Source organism: Geobacillus sp. YF-1, from assembly GCF_052692335.1.
Window position 1 is genome coordinate 2,724,184 of the sequence record NZ_CP199850.1, and the last position, 17,547, is coordinate 2,741,730.

At 55.7% G+C, this 17,547-nt stretch carries 17 protein-coding genes and 1 other annotated feature; of the genes, 4 read left to right on the forward strand and 13 right to left on the reverse strand.

All coding sequences use genetic code 11. The annotated features are described in order from the left end of the window. Positions 1 to 74: 74 nt before the first annotated feature. The 5 genes from tpx to sppA all read right to left on the reverse strand — a co-directional run bounded on the left by tpx (position 75) and on the right by sppA (position 3,458). A complete protein-coding gene (tpx, locus tag ACTVIM_RS13515; RefSeq protein WP_445612892.1) occupies positions 75 to 575 on the reverse strand; it encodes a thiol peroxidase in 501 nt (166 codons plus the stop codon). Between the two features lie 122 nt (positions 576 to 697). Further along, on the reverse strand, positions 698 to 1,162 hold the full coding sequence (ytfJ, locus tag ACTVIM_RS13520) for a GerW family sporulation protein (RefSeq protein ID WP_033023443.1): 465 nt from the start codon (positions 1,160 to 1,162) through the stop codon (positions 698 to 700). Between the two features lie 11 nt (positions 1,163 to 1,173). After that, the gene (locus ACTVIM_RS13525; RefSeq protein ID WP_445612893.1) at positions 1,174 to 1,857 is read right to left on the reverse strand and encodes a DUF2953 domain-containing protein; all 684 of its coding nucleotides are present in this window, start codon (positions 1,855 to 1,857) and stop codon (positions 1,174 to 1,176) included. Positions 1,858 to 1,967: 110 nt separating this feature from the next. After that, entirely contained in the window at positions 1,968 to 2,435 is a 468-nt protein-coding gene (locus tag ACTVIM_RS13530) for an RDD family protein (RefSeq protein ID WP_445612894.1), read from the reverse strand. A gap of 15 nt (positions 2,436 to 2,450) precedes the next feature. Further along, positions 2,451 to 3,458 carry a signal peptide peptidase SppA gene (gene sppA / locus ACTVIM_RS13535; protein ID WP_445612895.1) on the reverse strand — a complete coding sequence of 336 codons (1,008 nt, stop codon included), beginning with the start codon at positions 3,456 to 3,458 and terminating at the stop codon, positions 2,451 to 2,453. 204 nt (positions 3,459 to 3,662) lie between these two features. Between sppA and ACTVIM_RS13540 the strand changes: the two genes are divergently transcribed. After that, positions 3,663 to 4,466 (forward strand): NAD kinase, encoded by an 804-nt coding sequence (locus ACTVIM_RS13540; RefSeq protein WP_144975920.1) that lies wholly within the window; start codon positions 3,663 to 3,665, stop codon positions 4,464 to 4,466. A gap of 310 nt (positions 4,467 to 4,776) precedes the next feature. Here ACTVIM_RS13540 and mbcS read toward each other — a convergent pair whose 3' ends face one another. The 5 genes from mbcS to ezrA form a co-directional block, all read right to left on the reverse strand. Next, positions 4,777 to 6,372 carry an acyl-CoA synthetase MbcS gene (mbcS, locus tag ACTVIM_RS13545; protein WP_445612896.1) on the reverse strand — a complete coding sequence of 532 codons (1,596 nt, stop codon included), beginning with the start codon at positions 6,370 to 6,372 and terminating at the stop codon, positions 4,777 to 4,779. A 140-nt stretch (positions 6,373 to 6,512) separates the two neighbouring features. Further along, a complete protein-coding gene (locus ACTVIM_RS13550) occupies positions 6,513 to 6,716 on the reverse strand; it encodes an alpha/beta-type small acid-soluble spore protein (protein ID WP_025949520.1) in 204 nt (67 codons plus the stop codon). An 80-nt stretch (positions 6,717 to 6,796) separates the two neighbouring features. Next, a complete protein-coding gene (gene thiI, locus ACTVIM_RS13555; RefSeq protein WP_445614366.1) occupies positions 6,797 to 8,002 on the reverse strand; it encodes a tRNA uracil 4-sulfurtransferase ThiI in 1,206 nt (401 codons plus the stop codon). Continuing rightward, a complete protein-coding gene (locus ACTVIM_RS13560) occupies positions 7,992 to 9,155 on the reverse strand; it encodes a cysteine desulfurase family protein (protein ID WP_445612897.1) in 1,164 nt (387 codons plus the stop codon). Before ACTVIM_RS13560 ends, thiI begins: the two co-directional genes overlap by 11 nt. A 509-nt stretch (positions 9,156 to 9,664) precedes the next feature. Beyond that, the gene (gene ezrA, locus ACTVIM_RS13565) at positions 9,665 to 11,368 is read right to left on the reverse strand and encodes a septation ring formation regulator EzrA (RefSeq protein ID WP_445612898.1); all 1,704 of its coding nucleotides are present in this window, start codon (positions 11,366 to 11,368) and stop codon (positions 9,665 to 9,667) included. 189 nt (positions 11,369 to 11,557) lie between these two features. Here ezrA and hisJ point away from each other — a divergent pair, with 189 nt between their 5' ends. Both hisJ and ACTVIM_RS13575 read left to right on the forward strand, forming a co-directional pair. Beyond that, entirely contained in the window at positions 11,558 to 12,397 is an 840-nt protein-coding gene (gene hisJ, locus ACTVIM_RS13570) for a histidinol-phosphatase HisJ (protein WP_445612899.1), read from the forward strand. A 17-nt stretch (positions 12,398 to 12,414) separates the two neighbouring features. Then, the gene (locus ACTVIM_RS13575) at positions 12,415 to 12,891 is read left to right on the forward strand and encodes a GAF domain-containing protein (protein WP_445612900.1); all 477 of its coding nucleotides are present in this window, start codon (positions 12,415 to 12,417) and stop codon (positions 12,889 to 12,891) included. 60 nt (positions 12,892 to 12,951) lie between these two features. Here the strand turns inward: ACTVIM_RS13575 and ACTVIM_RS13580 are convergent, their stop codons facing one another. Further along, positions 12,952 to 14,784, reverse strand: a complete 1,833-nt coding sequence (locus ACTVIM_RS13580) for a diguanylate cyclase (RefSeq protein WP_445612901.1) — start codon at positions 14,782 to 14,784, stop codon at positions 12,952 to 12,954. After that, complete coding sequence (locus ACTVIM_RS13585; protein ID WP_445612902.1) at positions 14,756 to 14,968, reverse strand: hypothetical protein; 213 nt, start codon at positions 14,966 to 14,968, stop codon at positions 14,756 to 14,758. The genes ACTVIM_RS13580 and ACTVIM_RS13585 overlap by 29 nt, the downstream gene beginning before the upstream one ends. A 141-nt stretch (positions 14,969 to 15,109) precedes the next feature. Between ACTVIM_RS13585 and rpsD the strand changes: the two genes are divergently transcribed. Then, on the forward strand, positions 15,110 to 15,712 hold the full coding sequence (rpsD, locus tag ACTVIM_RS13590) for a 30S ribosomal protein S4 (protein ID WP_033844357.1): 603 nt from the start codon (positions 15,110 to 15,112) through the stop codon (positions 15,710 to 15,712). A 46-nt stretch (positions 15,713 to 15,758) separates the two neighbouring features. Here the strand turns inward: rpsD and tyrS are convergent, their stop codons facing one another. After that, the gene (tyrS, locus tag ACTVIM_RS13595; protein ID WP_445612903.1) at positions 15,759 to 17,018 is read right to left on the reverse strand and encodes a tyrosine--tRNA ligase; all 1,260 of its coding nucleotides are present in this window, start codon (positions 17,016 to 17,018) and stop codon (positions 15,759 to 15,761) included. A gap of 52 nt (positions 17,019 to 17,070) precedes the next feature. After that, positions 17,071 to 17,369 (reverse strand) — a binding site (T-box leader). Positions 17,370 to 17,547 lie beyond the last annotated feature (178 nt).

The following is a 17,547-nucleotide window of genomic DNA, read 5'->3' on the forward strand; positions in this document are numbered from 1 at the left end:
CATGAAAAGGCCCCGAACGAGTCGGGGCCGCTATGGTCGGGCATCCTATGCGGGCGGATGTCCGCCGCTCATCGTTATTTCGCCGCTTTTGCCGCTTCTATCGCCGCTTCGTAGTTCGGATGGTTCGTCACTTCCGGCACGTATTCGACATACGTCACCGTGTCGTTGCTGTCGATGACAAACACGGCGCGGGCAAGCAGGCGCAGCTCCTTGATCAAGACGCCGTAGGCCTGTCCGAACGAGACATCGCGATGGTCGGACAACACTTGCACGTTCTCAATGCCGGCGGCGCCGCACCACCGTTTTTGCGCAAACGGCAAATCGACGCTGATCGTCAACACTTTCACATTGTCCAGCTTCGCCGCTTCCTCATTGAATCGGCGCGTCTGCGCGTCGCAAACCCCGGTATCGAGCGACGGAACGACGCTGATCAGCCGGACGTGCCCTTTCGTGTCGGCGAGCGTCACTTCCTGCAAGTTTTGATCAAGCACGGTGAAATCCGGCGCTTTGTCGCCGACTTTCACTTCGTTGCCGACAAGCGTCACCGGCTGCCCTTTAAACGTCACCTGAGCCATGGGTTCTCTCCCCCTTTAGAAAAAATATGTACTACTTCCATACTAAAGCGCAAAACGGAATTTTTCAACGATTTTGTCCGATACGGTTGCCAAACAAAAAACGCCGGACGCCAGCGGTCCGGCTAAATGTCAAAGTCGTTCGTCTGTTCGCGGGCGCCGCCGTCTTTCTTGTTTTTCTTCAGCATCGCCTGAATTTTTTCAAGCGCCTGCGGAGCGACATCGAGAATTTTTTCATATAAGTGCGTGCTTTCGTCCAGATGAAGCAGCTTCACCCCGGACGAGTTGACGACGAGAAACGCAATCGGCGTAATCGACACGCCCCCGCCGCTGCCGCCGCCAAACGGATGTCCGTTCCCTTGTGCCTGTCCGTTTCCGCCCGCTTGTGTTCCTTGCTGGCCATGTTGTTGGCCGTCAACCATAAACTCGCTGCCGCCCGCGGCAAAGCCAAACCCGACTTTCGACACGGTCAAAATCACGCTGCCGTCCGGCGTTTCGACCGGGTCGCCGATAATCGTGTTGACGTCGATCATTTGTTTTAAATTTTCCATCGCCGTCGTCATCAGCCCTTGAATCGGATGGTTCGTCATGCTCATTCCTCCTAGTAGCCTTCGTTTGCCTGCCGTGCGGTCGACCATTTCGCCGGCCGCCGCCCGCGCCAATGCTTAATCACTCGCCATCCTGCTACCATAGCATGCCCGATTCGAAAATGAATCATACATGCAAACGCCGTTTCTGACACGGCTTGGTCATACGCCGGCACAACGGCAACAACCGGGACGGTTTTCATGTTCATGTAGCGGCTCACCGCGCCGATGATCATGTATTTCAATGACCAGCCAAGCCCCACAAGCAAGCCGGTTGACGCCGCATCGCCCGTGCCGATTCTCGTTTTCCACTCCCATTGCGTCACCGTTACATGGCGATAAAATTGTTTCATAATCTCGTGCAAATCGACAACTTGCCGCAAAAACCGTTTTACTTGCCGGATGAAGCGGGCCACTTTCGCCGGGGTCAACTTCCCTTTTTTTTCCTCCTTGTCCCTCGTTCCGCCGACACCTTGCTTTTTGACAAACGCCACCTGCGGCGTTTTTCCGTCCCATTCCGGTTTGAGGAGCGGAATGCGGATCGTATAACGGAAAAGGCCAAACAGCGTGCGCACTACGATTTTGCATTCTTCATCATTCCGTACGTGGCGGAAAGCGATGGCCACCGACACTTTCATCGAGGCGAGCAGCAACAGAAAAAAACCAACGATGATGATCACTACCATTCCTGTTTTCAACGGTCCGCACTTCCTTTCTCCATACATTGTCACCATATGGCAAAAAAATAAACCTGCCGTTTCGGCAGGTCGATGATGATGGTGAAGTGACCGGCGCCCTTTGCCGGGGACTACTCGCGGATGACGATCGTATCGGCGAATTGATCGTGCATGCCTTTTTTCTTTTCGGAAAACGCCACGAACAGAAAACCGACAAACAACAGCGTTTTGGAAATAAACTTGCCGACGACTTCGCGGAACAGCACCGTCAGCCACGTGAGCCGCCCGCCCCGTTCGTCAACCACTTTTAAGCCGAACACCATTTTGCCAAGCGTTTGGCCGAACGCTTTCGTCATGAGCACAAAATACGCATAAAACAAAATCGCCGCCGCGATGGCCGCCGGCGCGAACAAGCCGTCCTGCTCCAGCGGCCAGTCAAACAAGCGAAAAAGCGGGCGAACGATCAGCCGGTTCAAGCTTGAGACGACAAGAAGGTCAAGGCCATACGCCCAAAAGCGAAGCCAAAATCCGCCATAGCAGCGGGGGCGCTCCGCGGGCAGACTCGTTGCCGCCGGAACCGACGCTTCCATCTCTGTCATCGGTTGTTCCCTCCTTTACTCGGCATACAAGTACATGAGCCGCGGAGATGACGGCCGCGACAGCAAGCGGGCAATTTCCAGCGTTCCGCTGTCTGGCTTGATGCGGGCTGAAGCAAGCCCAAAAAGCGAACTCCACGGCGTGTCGGTCGCGTATTTCACCACTTGCGCCCCCTTGAGGTGATGCTCTCTTTTGAGCGCCGCGATCACATCGTCGAAGTAACCAAACTCATCAATCAAATGAAGCGATTTTGCCTGGCGACCGTCGTAAATGCGGCCGTCGGCCAGCTTGCGCACCACATTTTCCGGCAGTTTTCTCCCATTGGCGACCACATCGACAAACGCCTCATAGGAGTTGTTGATGAGCCGCTGCAGTATGTCGCGTTCCGCTTCCGTCATCGAGCGCGCGGGGTTCATGAGGTCTTTGTACGGCCCGCTTTTGATCGTCACGAGCTCCACGCCGTACTTTTTCGCCAGCTTCTCATAATTGACGCTCTGCATAATCACCCCGATGGAGCCGGTGATCGTCTCCGGGCTGGCGAAAATTTTATCGCCGGCGGTCGCAATGTAATAGCCGCCGGAAGCGGCCATCGCCCCCATCGACACGTAAATCGGCTTGTTCGTTTTCTTTTTCAGCTTCAAGAGCTGATCATGAATTTCCGCGCTCTCCGCCACTCCGCCGCCCGGCGAATTGATGCGCAGCACAATCGCCTTGACATCCTCGTCCTCCTGCGCCTGTTCGATCATCCGCAAAAACGTTTGGTGATGGTAAAGCGGCGATGACAAAAATCCCTCGGCTTCACCCGCGTCTTCGATCACGCCGTTCACTTCCAAGACCGCAATTTTTTTCAGCGGATCGCCGTCTTGAACAACTTCTTCGCTAAACGGCGCCTCCATCATCGCCAGCCAGCTGTCCGACCAGCGCCCAGCCTCGTCGGATACTAGCGCGCCAATCACCTCGACGAGCACCGAGATAATGAGCAAGACGGCGGCAATCGCCAACGCCACCCATCGCTTTCGATTCATCTTCTTCCCCCCTATGTTGCTGGTTCCCTCTCCTGACAGAACAAGAGCCCCAGGACGCTTCCTGCGTCTGCATGAGCCTTCCCGCGTCCTTGTGGGGCCTTCGGGCTTCCGCCAGCCTCCTATATTTTTAGAATCATGGAAAACGTGGTACAATATTCATTGTACATGGAACAGCTAGATCATGCCAATAGGAGGGCGCTAAAAATGACGATGGAACGCAATCGGCTTTATTTTTTTTATAAGCGCGATGACGATCTCGTCGAACGGGTGAAGCCGCTGATCGAGCGAGCAGAGCGCGGGCCGTTCGTCGTGGTCGATGACTTTCGCGAGGCGAATATCATCGTCAGCATCGGCGACGATGGGGCATTTTTACAAGCGGTCCGACAAACCGGGTTCCGTCCCGACAGTCTGTATGTCGGTGTGTCCGTGCTGCCGACGCGCGGATTTTACTGCGATTTCCATATCAACGATATCGATCATATGGTGGAAGCGGCCAAAAATTGGCGACTTGAAGTGCGGCGCTATCCGATCATTGAAGTGACGATCGATGGCACGACCTCGTTCTTTTGTTTAAACGAATGCTCGATTCGCTCGCAAATCATAAAAACGATGGCGGTCGATGTCTTTATTGACGACCTTCATTTTGAAACGTTCCGCGGCGACGGCTTGATCGTCTCCACGCCGACCGGCAGCACCGGCTACAATAAATCGGTGCACGGGGCGGTCGTCGATCCGCTTTTGCCGTGCTTCCAAGTGAGCGAGCTCGCTTCCCTTAACAGCAACCGCTACCGAACGCTCGGCTCACCGTTCATTTTAAGCGGAGCGCGGAAGCTGACGCTAAAAATGTCGGAAGAAGCAAGCCATTTTCCGATCATCGGCCTCGACAACGAGGCACTCAGCATCCAGCATATCGAACGAATCGACATCCGCCTGAGCGATCGCGTCGTCAAAACGGTGCGGCTGAAAGACAATTCGTTCTGGGATAAGGTGAAACGCGTCTTTTTATAAACGGCGCGCAAGGCCGCCGTTCTTCGCGAGACGACAAGGTGTGCGGGAGTATTGGGTGCGTATGGATGGAAGAAGGGCTGACCCAAAAGGCGGGCTGCCTTCAAGATCGGCACAACCGATCGTGCGGCAGAAGCAGTCAGCACGTATAGATAGCAATGAAAGAGGGGATCCCGATCCTTTCGGGACACCCTCTTTCGTTTTATGAACGGCTCGCCCCCTCCCGAAACGGGTGGCCTTCAGGCGGGTTCACGTTAAGGAGGCGGGCTGTTTTGCGGCCTTTCATTGCCCTCGCGTTTCCATATCCCTGCGCTTACGACGACCGGCCGGCCAAGCGCGCTTCCCGCTCGCGCAGCTCGACGCGGCGAATTTTCCCGGACGCCGTTTTCGGCAAGTCATCGACGAACTCGATTTTGCGCGGGTATTTGTACGGAGCGGTCAATTGTTTGACATGCTCCTGCAATGCCGGAATGAGCGATGGATCGTTTTTGTCGACCCCGTCGCGGAGAACGACGAACGCTTTGACGACATGGCCGCGCACTTCATCCGGGCTGGCGACGACGGCGCATTCTTTCACCGCCGGATGCTTGACGAGCGCGTCTTCAACCTCAAACGGGCCGATCGTATAGCCGGAGCTGATGATGATGTCATCGCCGCGGCCTTCAAACCAGAAGTAGCCATCCTCGTCTTTGCGCGCTTTGTCGCCGGTGATGTAATAGTCGCCGCGGAACTGCATGGCCGTCCGCTCCGGGTCTTTGTAGTAATACTTAAACAGCGCCGGCGTGTCGACATGGACGGCGATATCCCCGACGACGCCCACAGGACACGGTTCGCCGTTTTCGTCAATGATCTCGACAAGATTGCCCGGCGTTGGTTTCCCCATTGATCCCGGTTTAATTTCCATCCCCTTCATGACGCCAACAAGCAGCGTGTTTTCCGTCTGCCCATAGCCGTCGCGCACGTGGACGCCAAAATGCTTGGCGAACGTATCGATTACTTCGCGATTGAGCGGCTCGCCGGCCGATACGGCGCTGTGCAGATGCGGCAAACGGTAGCGGCCGATATCCGGCACTTTCGCCATCAAGCGATACTCCGTCGGCGTGCAGCACAGCACATTGATGTTGTATTTTTCTAGTAGCTGCAAATATTTTTCCGGCTCAAAACGGCCGTAATAGACGAACCCGGTCGCTCCCGAGCCGAGCACCGATAAAAACGGGCTCCAAATCCATTTTTGCCACCCCGGCCCGGCCGTCGCCCAAACAAGGTCGCCTTCCTCAATGCAGAGCCAATTTTTGGCCGCTGTCCGCAAGTGAGCGTACGCCCAGCCATGGCAATGGACAACCCCTTTCGGATTGCCGGTCGTGCCAGAGGTGTAGGACAAAAACGCCATGTCATCGCGCGCGGTGTCCGCCGCCTCAAGCGTCTCGCTCTCGTTCGCCATGGCGGTTTCCAGCGGGATCCATCCGTCTTGTCCCTCGTTTCCGATGACGAACTTGGTGAGGCGGTCAATGCCTGCGATCGGCGCAAACTCGTCAAGATACGGTGCGTAGGCGACGACCGCTTTGGCCTCGCTATGGGTGAGTCGGTATTCCAGATCTTTCGTCCGCAGCATCTCCGAGCTCGGGATGACGACAAGTCCCGCTTTCAGCGCCCCTAAGTACACTTCATAGGCTTCAATGAGACGGGGCACCATGATGAGCACTTTGTCTCCTTTTTGCAGCCCACGCGATAAGAAAACGTTTCCAATTTGGTTGGCGCGCGCCATCAGGCGGCCGTATGTAATCTCTTTTGTCTCGCCTTGTTCGCTCTCCCATTTTAGCGCGATGCGGGTTGGATGAAAAGCCGCGTGCCGCTCGACTTCCGACGTCAAGTTGTAGCGCTCGGGGGCGATCAATTCTTCCCTCTTCATTCGTCCCTCTCCCCTTTCTCCGATTTCATTTCTATGGATGGCACTTTTTATTATACAAAATAGTCGGTCTATTTTGAATCATTTTTTGACAAAAGAAACGGCGGGGGAAGCTCCCCGCCGCCCAAGCCATGGTGATGAAATTAGAATTGGCGTGCACCGCCCAATTGTTGTTGCGCCATCGCGACGAGACGTTTCGTAATCTCGCCACCGACCGAACCGTTCGCGCGCGATGTCGTGTCAGCGCCTAAGTTGACGCCAAATTCTTGGGCGATTTCATATTTCATTTGCTCAAGCGCTTGCTGCGCGCCTGGAACAAGCAATTGATTCGTGTTGTTGCGTGCCATCTGTTTTCACCTCCTTGCACCTATAGAGTGTGTGAAAACAGATGGATGTATGCAACGTTGATTTTGGTAAATTTTGAGATTCAAAAGAGGTCGGCAAACTCGTCAGCTTGCCCGTCCTGTTCGTCGAGGACGATCGTTTCCGTGTCGTTGACCGCTTTTTCGAGCAGCGGCGCAAGATCGAGCTGGCTCTCGTAATGAAGCACTTTCTTTTTCTTCGGCTTTGTTTTTGGCGCCCGTGGCGTGAAAATGGTGCAGCAGTCCTCATAAGGAAGAATCGAGATGTCATGCGTGCCGATTTGCTTAGCCATTTCAATGATTTCCATTTTATCCATTGAAACGAGCGGCCGCAACACCGGCGTATTCGTGACGTCGTTAATGACATACATGCTTTCCAGCGTCTGGCTGGCGACTTGGCCAAGGCTTTCGCCCGTGACGATCGCCAACGCCCGATGGCGGCGGCGGAGCGCGTCTGTAATCTTCAGCATCGCCCTTCGGGTGGAGATCAGTGAATACTCATTCGGCATTCCTTGATAGATGGCTTGTTGCACTTCGGTGAACGGAACGATGTGAAGCTTGATTCTTCCCCCGTAAACGGTCAGCTGCTTCACTAAGTCGATGACTTTTTGCTTGGCCCGCTCGCTTGTAAACGGGGGGCTGAAAAAGTGAACAGCTTCGATCTCCAGCCCACGCTTCATCGCCAAATAGCCAGCGACCGGGCTGTCAATGCCGCCCGAGAGCATGAGCATCGCCTTGCCGCTCGTTCCGACCGGCAGGCCGCCAGCCCCGAAAATGTCGTGACAGGTCACATACGTGCCGTCCTGGCGCACTTCGATGCGTACATCGATATCCGGTTCGCGCACGTTGACCGTCAGCCCGTCCGTCTGCCGCAAAATATGGGCGCCCACCTCATGGTTGAGCTCTTCGCTCCGATAGGGAAACTGTTTGTTGACGCGGCGGGCGCTTACTTTAAACGTTTTCCCTTGATACGGAAGCTGCCGGATGGCGGCGAGCGCCGTTTCTTTCACGGCTTCAAGCTCGTTTTCGCACTTCATGGCTAAGCTGAATGAATGGATGCCAAATACCGTTTTCAGCTTGGCGATGATCGGTTCGTGCGGCTCACCGTTTAATAAGATGTACATTCGGTCGCGCATGTATTCAATGTCGATGCGCGGAAATGCCCGCAGCTTGCGGGCGATGTTTTGTCTAAGCCGCCGCACGAAAAGGTTGCGGTTTTTTCCTTTTGTCGTCATTTCCCCATAACGGATTAAAATGCGGTCATACTTCATCTCCATGTGATCCCGTTACCTCGCTTAACGTTTTGATCGCCTGTTGAATCGCCGCGACAGCCGGTTTGATCTCTTCACGTCTGTTGTCAAAAGACAAACTGATGCGGATGCCGCGCTCCGCCCGGCCTTCGCCAACGCCCATCGCCAGCAGCGTTTTGCTCGGCGCCCGTCTTTTCGAGGAGCAGGCGGATGTTGTGGAAACGTAAATCTCGCTTTTTTCGAGCTCATGAACGAACACTTCCGGCTTGATGCCGCTTGGCAGCGAAAAGTTGATAATATGGGGCGCCGAACCGCGCTCCGGCGTGTTGATCGAAAGGCCTGGAATCGCGGCGAGCGCCTGCAGCCATTCGGCTTTTAACTCCCGCAGCCGGCCGATGTCTCGTTCATATCGTTCCAAGGCCAGACGGAGCGCCTTCGCCATCGCCACGATGGCGGCGACGTTTTCCGTCCCGGACCGAAGCTGCCGCTCTTGCCCGCCGCCCGCGATCAGCGGCGTCAGACGGACGCCGTCGCGGACGTAAAGAAGGCCGGCGCCGCGCAACCCATGAAACTTATGAGCTGAGACCGTAAACAAATCGATGCCGCACCGTTTCACATCAAGAGGAACTTTGCCGATGCCTTGCACCCGATCGACATGAAACAGCGTTTTCGGGTGGCGGGCGAGCACGGCTCCAATTTCCTCAATCGGCTGCACCGCGCCGACTTCGTTGTTGACGTGCATGACCGACACGAGGATCGTGTCATCGCGCAGGGCGCGCGCGACTTGTTCGGCTGACACTCGTCCATCAGGTCCGACCGGCAAGTAGGTCACTTCAAACCCGAGCTCCTCAAGCTGCCGGCACGGCTCGGCAACGGACGGATGCTCGATTTCGGTCGTAATGATATGCCGGCCGCGCCGCCGGTATTGCCACGCCACCCCTTTAATGGCGAAGTTGTTCGCCTCCGTTCCGCCGGACGTAAACACGATTTCGCTCGGTTTGACATCAAGCATGGCGGCGATCTGTTCACGCGCCTGCCTAAGCAGCCGTTCTGCCTTCATGCCCAGCCCGTGAAGCGAAGACGGATTGGCGAAATAGTGAGAGGCGACCGTAGCGAACGCATCGACCACTTCCGGAAACGGCTTGGTCGTCGCGCTGTTATCCAGATAAATCATCATGTCCATCCTCCGCTCGTCATCGATCCATCTATCATCATATAAAAGCGGGGCGAAAACGGCAACGAAAAACATCCATACGCCGCCGGGGCGAGCGTTTTCCTGTCAAGCTCAAAACCGGACGGGCGCAAGCGGAACACATGGTCGCCGCCCGGATGCGCCAGCGCCCCGGGGTTCCTCAAAAGCAGGCAGACGCAAGCGGAAAACATGATCGGAACGAACATTCCGGCGAGCTCGGGATGAGAAGACGCCGTTCCGCGATCGCGTCATTTTGTCGTTCGTGCAGCCAAAGACCGGTTCGGGATGACGGCACGTTTCCCCCGCCGCTGACCGTTCCTGCCCTTCGTGCGGCGCCCTCTGTGGCCGAATCAACCGTTTCCCCCGCCGTTTGCCCCCGTTCGGAATCAAGCCCTTTGCCACAGCCTTCCAGAAGGCGGAAATGCCCATTTACATTATTCGCCAAAAACCCGATAAATATCGGTCGAAACCGACATTTATCGGGTTTTTCTTTACGATTCGCGGCCGCTGTCCTCCTGCCAGAGGCGCTGCACCCGGTCAAACGCCCCCGGTTCGACGTCCTCCACAGCCGCCACCGCTTGGCGCAGCGCTTCTTCGTACTCGTAATGCCGGAACAGCGATTCCGCTTCCTCCAATTTTTTCCGCACGGACGGATAGCGGCGGCGGTAACGATTGCCGTATTGAATCGTCCGCTCGGCGAGCGTCGCCTGCTCAATCATCCCGATCGTCCGTTCATACAGCTGCCCGACCGCCGTCTTCGCCTCTTCGATCGCCCGATCGACGGCCGCCATATCCAACGGCTTTTCATCGAGGCGGGCGGCGACGGTCTGCAAGCGCCGTTTGGCTTCGGCCAATTCCAGCGAGTACGGCTCAGGCAACCCGGGGAGCCGACTTTTTTGTACGAGACGGAGCGCCTCCGCCAGTTTTTTTCTCATGTCGTCAAGCTTTTCGCGCGCGACCAATTCATCTTTGCGCAGCGTTTGCAGCATCGTCCGGAACTGCTCGTGCTCTTCTTTCATCATGCTCATTTGCCCGACAAGCTGATCGAGCTCTTCTTTCAGGAGCGAATACGCCGTTTTCGCCTCGGCGGCCCGCCCTTCAAGAAGAAGGAACCGCTTTTGTAGCTGATGCAATTGTTTTTCGATGCTCCGGTATTTGTCAAGATCGCTTGGCGACAAGTGATAGCTTTGCTGGACGAACAGCGCTTCGGCCTCGGTTTCTTTCGCTTCGGCGACCAGCTCGGCAATCATGCCGCCGATGCGCGGCATCTCGGTTTGGACGTATTGATGAGCGAGCACTTCGTTTTCTAACGAGTCGTACAGCGCCTCAAGCTCCTCCTTCAGTTCGCTGACCGCTTCCTTCGCTTCCTCGACGCGCAGTTCGCCGATCATCGCTAGGCATTGATCGATTTTCTCCCTCTTTTCTTGCAGCGTGCGCTCCATCTGCAAATGGTCAAGAATGTACCCGCTTTGCTCCATCTCGCGATAGCCGTCAGCGAGCTCGGCCAGCTGAGCTGGAAGGGATGTTTGACATTCGCCAAGCAGCGCCGGGACGTCTTCCATCATGACGGAAAGGCGGCTGAGCTCTTCCTTCAAGGCAAGAACGACATCGCGCGCCGCCAAATAGTTGCCGGCTTCGGTCAACTCGGCAAACCGCTGAAATTGCCGCTCCGCCTCCGTCAAACGGGCGTCAAGCGGATCGGCCGCCGCCCCAAACGTATAACGGTAGGCGAGCAAGTTTTTTTTCGCCTCGCGATGGAGCGCGCGCAGCTCTTCGATTTCCACGCGGCTTTGCTCTTCGCTGCCAATCAGTTCGTTGACTTCATGGATGATCCCGTGCACCTCCCCCTCGAGGCGGCGCAAATCGTCCTCAATCTGTTCGAGCAGTCGGGCGGCCCGCCGGTAGCGGTATCGATCCAACAACTGCTCCGCATCAAACAGCTTTTCCTCCACATCGGGCAGCTTGACCGCCACGATGTCGTCCCATTGCTGGCGCCACCGTTCAAACAGCTGCTCCGTCTCCCCGGTCATGTTCAGCTGTTTGACTTTCGCCAGCTCGTCCGGCACCGGCCGGTTCATCAAGCTGATTTTCCATTCCTCCAGACGGTCGATTTCCCGGTACATTCGCTTCCGCTGCCACTGGTTATATATGATCGCCCCCGCGCTGAGGAGCAGAACAATCCAAGCTATTTCCATCCGTTGATGCCCCCTTGCATTCAACCTACTCACATCAGACAAACGAGCCGAAAACAGGAAGACTATATCTTTTTCAATGTTTTTATGATACCATGTTAACGACATTTTTTGACCAAAATTTTTATTTTTTTTACAGGAATCTTCAATTTTTTTGCGATGATGCGTGAAGAAGGAAAGGGGGAACCCGCCATGCGCGACGGACATATTCATACGCCGTTTTGCCCGCACGGAAGCAGCGACCCGCTGGAGCGGTACGTGGAGCAGGCGATTGTGCTCGGCTATACCGACATCTCATTTACGGAGCATGCCCCGCTGCCGGAGCGGTTTATCGATCCGACGCCGGAGCGGGACAGCGCGATGAACAGCCGGGAGCTGGAGCGCTATTTGGCCGCAGTCTCTGACATCAAGGCGCGCTATCGAAACGACATTACGATTCGCGTGGGGCTCGAGGTCGACTTCATCCCCGGTTTCGAAGAGGAGACCGCTCGAATGCTGGATGAAGTCGGTCCTCTGCTCGATGACAGCATTTTATCGGTCCATTTTTTGCCTTGCCGCGGACAGTATGTATGCATCGATTACAGCGCGGACATGTTCGCCCACATCATCCGCCTGTTCGGTTCGGTAGAGCGCGTCCATCGTGCGTACTACGAAACCGTGCGCCAATCGATCCGCGCCGAGCTCGGCCGCTATAAGCCGAAACGAATCGGGCACATGACGCTCGTCCGCAAATTCCAACGCCGCTTTCCATGCCCCGAGCCGATGACGGAATGGATGGTGGCGATTCTCGATGACATCGAGCGGTTCGGCGGCGAACTCGATGGCAACGGAGCCGGCTTGGCCAAACCGCTTTGTCTAGAACCGTATCCGCCCATCCAAATCATGGCCGAAGCGCAGCGGCGAGGCATCCCGATCGTCTACGGTTCGGACGCCCATTGCGCCGCCGACCTTCACCAAGGGCGAGACGCCATGGACCGCGAAGCGCTTTTCGTTGACAACGGCGGCGCCCCGTCATACAATGAGCCAAAATGAAAAAAGGAGGCAGCCTTATGTTTCATCGCATGGCTTACAACGGCACCCGTGAAGAAAACTATACGCTTGTGATCGAACAGTTGAAGGCGCTCATCGCCGGGGAGCCGAATCTCATCGCCAACTTGGCGAACGCCGCCGCCTTGCTCAACCAGTTTCTTGAGCAGATCAACTGGGTCGGGTTTTATTTGGCAGACGGCGACGAACTGGTGCTCGGACCGTTCCAAGGGCTTCCGGCGTGCGTGCGCATCCCGTTCGGCAAAGGGGTATGCGGCACGGCCGCGGCTGAGCGGCGGACGGTCGTCGTCCCCGACGTGCACCAATTCCCCGGCCATATCGCCTGCGACGCGGCGTCCCAGTCGGAAATCGTCGTGCCGCTCATCAAGGACGGCCGCGTCATCGGCGTCTTAGACATTGACAGCCCGATCAAAAACCGCTTTGATGACGTCGATCGCCGCTATTTGGAGCAGTTTGTCGCGGCGCTCGTCTCCGCTTGACGCCAAGCGGGCGAACGCGAGCGGCGGACACAAAGAAGGAATCCGCTCGGATTCCTTTTTTTACGCCTTATACAAGCGACGGCCGTCATAAACGAAAATGCAGTTTTTTCCCATCTCTTTCGCCCGGTAGAGGGCCTTGTCCGCCTGTTTGAACAGCTGTTTCGCATTGTCGCCAAAGCGCCGCCCCCACCAAGAAACGCCGCATGACACCGTCACCGCGGGAGCCGTATGTTGCCTTACTTTTTCCGTGATGCGGCGAGCCGCAGCCACAGCATCGGCGAGATGGACATTCGGCAAATACACCGCCAACTCCTCGCCGCCCCAGCGCGCAGCCACATCGCTTTCACGAACGCTAGCCCGAACCGTCTCAGCCACGCGGATCAACACCTCATCACCGATTTGATGGCCGTACAAGTCATTGATTTGCTTAAAATTGTCGATATCAATCAGCAAAAAAGCCCCCGAACCGTCCGTTTCCATCGACTTTTGAATCGTCTCGTCCAAATAACGGCGTGTATACAGCTTCGTCAAATAATCGGTGACGACGAGCTTTTCCAGTTCCTCGCGCAAAATGGCGTTCATAAACGCCAATGTCGAATGCTGCACGAGCGACTCGAGCAGCTTGAACATCTCAAACGTAAATCGGTACGGCTCGCGGGCCAACGCGATGCAAACGCCTTTCGTTTCCTTGTTTTGCTGCATGGGCGCGGCCATGATCGAGCGGAACGGCGTAAGGGAAGACGCCCATGCATCACCGGCAAACAAAATATCTTGTCCATCCCGGCGCCGCTCTTCCACCCATTTGACGTACATCGCCGACCGCTCTTCATAAAAAAACGGCGTGCTTCCCGGCAACAGCTCCCGCCGGCCGTCCGCGAACAAGAAAAAACCGACTTCATCGGCGCCAAACGACTGGCGAATTTGCGACACCATGTACTCAATGCCTTCGTGCAGGCGCATGCGGGCGTTCAGCTGGCGCATCGTGTCGTTAATGAGCTGCAAGTCGGCCACGAGCCGACGCGACTGCTCGTACAATTTGGCGTTCTCGAGCGCGCTGCCCGCCGTTCCGGCAAGCAAGGAAATAAAACGAACCTCCCGCTGCGGAAACGGGGCCGCATACGGCGCGATAATTTGGATGACCCCATACACGGCCTGAACTCCTTTGATCGGCGCATACAACACGGAACGGCGCGGCGTTTCCAGCTCGTCGCACTGCACTTGGCCGGTCAAAAACGCCCGCAACGCCGCAGTTTGTCCTTCGCCTTCATCCAAAGCGAGCACTTTGATCGGCAAATGATCGCGCAGGTGGTTGTCGTGCGACAAGAGAAGATAGTATGTAAACGATGGGTAGACGTTTTGCAGCGTGCGGATAATTTCCTCGAGCACGTCATCAATGCGCATGGAGGAATGGATTTTCGCCGCAAACCGATGCAGCTGCCCGTACCGCTTTTCTTCGCCCTCCCCTTGAAGCATGGCGGCGAGTTTGCCGAACAAATCAGCAAAATCGGCCCGCACCGCCTGGAGCAGCGGTTGGTCGATGGCGCGGTCTTTGCGGTATGTCAGCTCGAGCAACACCGGCGTTCCGTCCGGAAGCGAAAAAAAGAGCCTAGCTTTCTCATGCGAGCCGCCATCGAGCAAAGCGATTTCCTGCCCTCCGTCAGCTGCCACCACCCCCGCTCCCATCGCCCCGCCGGCGGACGCTTCCGGATAAAACGCCGCCCGCTCCGGATCGAACAAATAAAAAACGGCTTGCTCGAGCCCCATCTCCTCTTTCAACAGCGCGAGCAGCTCGTCGGCCGCCGCCAGAAACGGTTCGTCGTCAGGAAACGCCAAAAACCAGTGGAAAAATTTTTGTTTAAATGATTCATATCGCTTCATCTCTTCCATGCTCATCATCTTTTCCACCTAAATTGGCATTGTCAATAGATATAAGCGAATTTTTTCTAAAAATTGCATCTTTTATTATATCATAGAAACCGGAAAAAGGGAAAACAAAATGTTGACTTTGTGTGCAAAAAATCATATAATAGCCTTTGTGTAAAATATAGCAGCCTTTGTGCTCACCTTTATGGACCATTTTGTTCCTCGGCTTCCCGTCGAGGTGCATCGCGTAACTCTTAGCTGCGAGAGCGAGGATGCATGAAAACAAAATGGCCATAATTGTTGGCGCACATCTGCTTTTATTTTACGGGAATAAAAGCATAAGGAGGAGCAGTGCATGGCTCGTTATACCGGACCAACATGGAAAATTTCCCGCCGCCTTGGCATCTCGTTGAGCGGCACGGGGAAAGAATTGCAAAAACGCCCGTATCCGCCAGGTCAACACGGCCCTGGCCAACGGCGGAAATTGTCGGAATATGGCTTGCAGCTGCAAGAAAAGCAAAAGCTGCGCCATATGTACGGCGTGAACGAGCGCCAGTTCCGCAAAACGTTCGATGAAGCGGGCAAAATGCCGGGCAAACACGGCGAAAACTTCATGATTTTGCTCGAGTCGCGTTTGGACAACCTCGTCTATCGCTTAGGGTTGGCCCGCACGCGCCGCCAAGCTCGCCAGCTCGTGACGCATGGCCACATCTTGGTTGACGGCAGCCGCGTCAACATCCCGTCGTACCGCGTCAAACCGGGGCAAACGATCGCCGTCCGCGAAAAATCGCGCAACTTGCAAGTGATTAAAGAAGCGATCGAAGCGAGCAATTACATTCCGGATTACTTGACGTTCAATCCGGAAAAAATGGAAGGCACGTATACCCGCCTGCCGGAGCGCTCCGAACTGCCGGCGGAAATCAACGAAGCGCTCATCGTTGAGTTCTACTCGCGTTAAGGCGCAAAAAAGATCCGAAATGCATCAGCATTTCGGATCTTTTTGTTTACGCGTAGCGAATCAAATAATACTTTTTCTTTCCGCGGCGGATGACGGTAAAGCGCCCTTCCAAGCGATGCGCGGCGGTCAGGACGGCGCCCACGTCTTGGATGCGCTCCCCGTTCACATAAATGGCGCCGTTTTGGACGTCTTCGCGCGCTTGCCGTTTCGACGGCGAAATACCGGCGGCGACAAGCAGCTCGACGAGCGGAACGTCGCCTCCTTCATGAACGAATGACGGCACATCTTTGAAGCCTTGTTCAATTTCCGCCGCCGTTAACTTCGCAATATCGCCGCTAAAGAGCGCCTCGGAAATGCGAACGGCTTGCTTGAACGCCTCTTCGCCGTGCACGAGTTTTGTCACTTCCTCAGCCAGCGCTTTTTGTGCCGCCCGCTTCTCTGGCGCCTCGCGCAGCTCGTGCTCAAGCGCCTCGATTTCCTCTTTTGACAGGAACGTAAAGTACTTCAAGTAACGGATCACATCGCGGTCGTCGGTGTTGATCCAAAACTGGTAAAACTCGTACGGCGACGTTTTCTCGGGATCGAGCCAGATCGTGCCGCTTTCCGTTTTGCCAAATTTCGTCCCGTCCGCCTTTGTCACAAGCGGAATCGTCAAGCCGAACGCCTTCGCTTCGCTGTTCGTTTTGCGAATGAGTTCCAGCCCGGCCGTAATGTTGCCCCACTGGTCGCTCCCGCCGATTTGCAGGCGGCAGCCTTCCGTCTCGTACAACTTCAGAAAGTCATACGCCTGCAGCATCATGTAGCTGAACTCGGTGAACGAAATGCCGGTTTCAATGCGCGACTGCACCGATTCTTTGGCGAGCATGTAATTGACGCTGAAATGCTTGCCGACATCGCGCAAAAACGAGATCACATCCAGCGGCCCGATCCAGTCGTAATTGTTTTTCATTTTCGCCGGGTTGTTTACAGCCGTAAAGTCCAACAACCGTTCCAACTGCCCTTTGATGCGGGCGCTCCACGCTTCGACCGTCTCTTTGGCATTGAGCGTGCGCTCGCTTTTTTTCCCGCTCGGATCGCCGATCAATCCAGTGGCCCCGCCGACTAGCGCAATCGGTTGATGGCCCGCCTGTTGGAAACGGCGCAGCGTCAAAATGGCGGCCAAGTTGCCGATGTGCAAGCTGTCGGCCGTCGGGTCAAACCCGCAATAAAGCGTCACTTTTTCCTCGTTCAGCAGCGCTCGGAGCCCGTCTTCATCCGTCGTTTGGTTGACGAGCCCGCGCCATTGCAATTCTGCAAGCAAATCCATGTCCTTCACCTCTCTATGGAATGTTCTACATAAAGAAAACACCCGCCCTGTATGAAGGGGCGAGTGTTCATCGCGGTACCACCCTACTTAGAAAGCCATAGGCTTTCTCGCTCATTTCGGTAACGGCGCATGCCGGCCAATGGCTACTAGGCCGCCAGCGGCGTGGTCCTCCGCGCCAGCTCCGTCGCAAAACGGAGCCGATGCCTCGTTTGACCCGACCGCAAAAAACGAAACCGTTCGCCATCGCTGCTCAGGGAGGTAATTCACGCCTGCCTTTGGGCTGGCTCGCACCGCCCGCCAGCTCTCTGCACCAGGGAGACAGCCGCTACTTGTTCCCGTCATGGCTTTGTCATGATGAAGCTATACTCTCTTTTACCATATGTGGCGCTCCATGTCAACCGGGTGCACGCAACGCCCCGACCAAAATTTGCGTCCTTTTTCGTCTTCAGCAGCGAAAAAACGGCAAAATTCCACAACAGCCGCCATCGGTATGGTATACTTATAGAAACACCGATTGGCCAAGATAGGG